The organism is Cytophagia bacterium CHB2 (assembly GCA_030263535.1).
GTDB lineage: Bacteria > Zhuqueibacterota > Zhuqueibacteria > Zhuqueibacterales > Zhuqueibacteraceae > Coneutiohabitans.
The window spans coordinates 1-4038 of the sequence record SZPB01000472.1 but is presented as its reverse complement, the minus strand read 5'-3'; the positions used below and the strand labels follow the sequence as shown (position 1 = coordinate 4038).

Annotated in this window: 4 protein-coding genes; all 4 read right to left on the bottom strand. The window is 54.6% G+C overall.

The features are described 5' to 3' along the window. Positions 1-13 precede the first annotated feature (13 nt). The 4 genes from FBQ85_27430 to FBQ85_27415 all read right to left on the bottom strand — a co-directional run bounded on the left by FBQ85_27430 (position 14) and on the right by FBQ85_27415 (position 4036). Complete coding sequence (locus FBQ85_27430) at positions 14-856, bottom strand: CPBP family intramembrane metalloprotease (GenBank protein ID MDL1878864.1); 843 nt, start codon at positions 854-856, stop codon at positions 14-16. Positions 857-859: 3 nt separating this feature from the next. Beyond that, entirely contained in the window at positions 860-1642 is a 783-nt protein-coding gene (locus FBQ85_27425) for an RNA methyltransferase (protein ID MDL1878863.1), read from the bottom strand. An 84-nt stretch (positions 1643-1726) separates the two neighbouring features. Further along, a complete protein-coding gene (locus FBQ85_27420; protein MDL1878862.1) occupies positions 1727-2197 on the bottom strand; it encodes a PTS sugar transporter subunit IIA in 471 nt (156 codons plus the stop codon). Between the two features lie 273 nt (positions 2198-2470). Continuing rightward, positions 2471-4036 carry a YfhO family protein gene (locus FBQ85_27415; protein ID MDL1878861.1) on the bottom strand — a complete coding sequence of 522 codons (1566 nt, stop codon included), beginning with the start codon at positions 4034-4036 and terminating at the stop codon, positions 2471-2473. Positions 4037-4038: the final 2 nt, after the last annotated feature.

The following is a 4038-nucleotide window of genomic DNA, read 5'->3' as shown; positions in this document are numbered from 1 at the left end:
CAGCAGCAATGATTTAGGTTTGCGACAGCGGGGTGTTCAGGAAGGTTGGAATTTGGACTTCTTCTTCACAATAACGGTAGAAAAGCCACAGGCCGAAAGCGAGCGCCGCTACGGCCGTGAACAAGAGCAACGGATGCACGTGTCCCTGCCAGCCCAGTAAAGGGTTGCTTGTTTCTTCTGTCAAATTGTTCAGCAGCAGCGCGGTCAGGTTGTTTTGCGCATGCACAATGGCGCCGGGAATGATGGAGTCGCTTTTCCAGGCCAGCACGCCCAAGATGAACGAGATAAAGATGAATTGCAGAAACCACCAGGGATTCAAATGAACCGCGCCGAATAAAATCGCGGTAATGAAAATGGCAAGAGCCGGTTGATGGCGCTGTTCGAAGGCATTTTGCACGAAACCGCGAAACAACATTTCTTCGAACACGCCGGCAAAAACCACCGCCGACAAGATCATAATGATCCATTCGCCTGCCCCGTTGGCGCGCAGCGTGCGCTGGAGAATCGCCTCCCACTGTTCCGGAAATGGCAGCAGCAGGCTGATCAGCCGGTCGATTTCGATGGCCAGCACGGTGAGGGCAAATCCGATCATCACGCTCACGCCGATAATGCGTCCACCAACCGGGCGCAAACGGAAAATGACGCGATAATCGAGGCGACGCCGGCGCATATAAAAATAAGCCGGCACGAGCAACGCCAGTTCGCCGAGCAGCAACGGCCATTTGGCCAACGTGCGCTCGCTGAGAAAACCGGCGAATACCAACGGTATTGCCGTCAACAACAAAACGACGCCGGCACCCTTGACGGTGGGATAGTTGGAGGCGGATCTCATGGCGGGTATTTCTGCAATGGGCATGTTTCACCGGCACATTTCAGCTAACAAAATCGCGGCTGCGATCGAGACATTCAAAGACTCGCCGCCACCGCGCTGCGGAATGGTCACACGGTGTTGAATGATTTCTTTGAGTTGCGGCGACAGGCCGTTGATTTCATCGCCCAACACCAAAACTTTTTTTGCAGCGAAGCGCAGCGTGGTGTAGGGAAAGTCGCCGGTTTGATCCGCGCCGTAGAGCACGCAACCGAACATTTGAAACTTGCGCAACAAGCCTACGACATCCTCGATTTCGTAAATCGCCAGCCGGAAAATCGAACCCATGCTGGCGCGCACGACTTTGGGATTGAATACTTCAACGCAGGTTGAGCCGACGATCAGCCCGTCGACGCCGAGCCAATCTGCCGTGCGCAAAATCGTGCCGAGATTACCGGGATCGTGCAGCTTTTCAATCGCCACCCACAAATTGCGCGGCATTTGCTTCAGTTTTTCCAGCGGGGCAAGCTCGGGCAACCGCTTGTGAACAACGGCAATGATGCCCTGCGAATTTTTGGTATCGGAAAAACTGGCAAAGGCATCAATATTGACTTCTTCAACCGGCAAACCGCGCTGTTGCGCCATGTTCAAAGCATGATGCGCACGCAATGAGTTCAGCAGTGAGGGGCAATAAAGGATATGCGCAATCGGCCAGCCGGACTGAATCGCTTCCTCGCACAGCCGCCCGCCCTCCGCAATAAAGCATTGGGCTTCCTCCCGATACTTTTTCTGCGTCAGCCGGATGACGGACTTGAGATCAGCTTTTGTCAACATATAAAATGAAAAAGGATGCGTGATGGCGCGAGCGACGTCCTGCCGGCGTGGCCAAAAACGCGGCAACCCTAGGCGGGCGCGCCGTCACGTTTCATGAAAACTGTTTTCTTCGTGACTGATGGCGCCGAAGGCTTCGGCGGGCGTGGCCGATGCAATCAAACGTTCGCGAAAATCACGTTTGTGCACCAGCCGTGAAATGCGGCTCAATGCTTTTAAATGCGGCCCGGTTTGATGCGGCGGGCCGACCAGCAACCACACCAGACGCACGGGTTGATCATCTATAGCGTCGAATTCGACCGGCGTGTGCGCAATGCCCAGGGCGGCCACGATTTCCGGCGCCGCCTCGGCCTTACCATGCGGAATGGCCACGCCTTCACCGACGCCGGTGCTCATCACAGCTTCGCGGTCGAGTATGGCTTTGAGCACTTGATTGCGATCTTTAATGCGGCTCGCCGAGGCCAACACATCAACCATCTCTTCGATCACTTGATTCTTCTCGCGGCCCTTCAGCGGCACTTTAATCAACTCTTTGGTCAGAATATCTTGTAATTTCATCTCACCATTATCTCCTTCAAACAGACGGCATCTCCCTCTCCGGCCCCCTCCTGCGGGGAAGCTTTTCTCTCGCCGGTTTCAGCGCGGCGACTATGGTCGTTGCCCCTGCCAACGCGATATGTCGGTTGGTTCGTCCGGCAAGATCATTGTTCGGCAATTGAAATGCGGAAAAAGTCTTGAGAGATGGGGATGCTCCTCTCTCCGAAGCAACAATTTTGGACGGCAAATGTATGGCAGTATAGCCTTAATTGCAATCCTTTTTTGGAAGAAATACTAAACACTGTTCCGGCGCCGGCCGAGGGCGATACAAGCGAGGCACACCGCCAACGCGCCCAAACTCAGCCAGACACCGGCCGTAAACGCGCGTGAGGCATAGCGAAATTCGACTTGATGTTTGCCCGCGGGAACTTCGACGCCGCGAAAGCAATAATTCGCCACATGTGTTTTGACCGGATTGCCGTCAACAAAGGCGTGCCAACCCGTGGGGTAATAAGTATCACTCAAAACCAATATTTGCGGAAATGCCGAAGCCGTTTCGATCACGATCTTATGCAGGTGATACTCTTTGATGACGGCGCTGGCAGTGGAATCCGGCTGCGGCGCAATGCCGGGCGCTTCCGAGAGAATGACGGCGTCCCGCGGATCAAACTCTCCGGAGGCGAGGCGGCTCAACGCCGCCAAATTTTCCGCATGCACTTCATAATTCCCCACCAAAAATGCGCGCGGCAAAACCGTGGTATTCTCCAAAATCATGAGCGGATAGTTATTGCCGCCGTAATTGAAAGACACCGTGGCGCGGTTTACCCAATTTTCTTCGGGCAACGGAAAGAAGGAGAGAATGTATTTCACATTCAGCATGTCCAGCCAATGCTTGAGGGCGTTACGGCGCGCGGCGGGAATCGCCTCCTCGGCGCGCGGCCGCAAACCGCGTTGCCCGTTTTGTTCGACCACCTCGAAGTAATCATTCATCAACCCGCTCTGCAAATCCGTGGCTTCGAGAAAATCCTGATAGCGCCGCGGTTTCGCCGCATGATAACCGCCCACGCTGTGAATGCCCTGCGCCGCCCAGCGCATTTCGCCAAACAGATCGAGCGTCGGATAAATGCGGAACAGACCGGAGTCTTTTTGCAGGAACTGCGCCACCTCGTCGGGCTGCAAAAGCGCGCGTTTGCTGGCTTCGGAGACGGGCGGATTGCCGATGCGCTTGTCCACAATCCAAAGATCGAAAAGCGTCGCGAGCACGAAGACCACGGCCGCCGTTTTAGTTGAAATTTTATGGGTGTATGCCAATGCCAGCATAGCCAGCCCGATTGCGGCCAGACCCGAGATCGTCCACATGTCGCCGAGCAACATGCCCACGCGTCTCTCATCAAGGCGCGCTTGTGTGGCAAGTTCATACCGGTCCGGATAAATTCCGGACATAAATTCTTGAAAGCCGCTTCTGAAAATTGTGAATAGCAGGACAACGCTGAAAATCAAGCCAGCGGCAATCCACAACCGTTTGGCAATGAGTGCGCGGCGTGCTCTGGCTTCAGCCTCGCGCGGTTCACCCGCGGCCAGCGGCTGCAGCAGCGCCTGCAATCCCAGCCCCGCCAAAATTGCGGTGCTGCATTGCACCAGCACCAAAATCATCACCGGCACGCGAAATTTGTTGAAGTAGGGAAAATAATCGTAGAAGAGACGGTAGAAGAATTCAAAGTGCTTCCCGAAGGAAATGAGTAATGCCAGCACGATCGTAAGCGCGAAGAATCCTGCTTGTGGTACACGCTTGAACAAACCGACAATTGCAAGTCCGAGTACAAGAATACCCATGTAATTGGGATAATCCGTGAATGGCATGT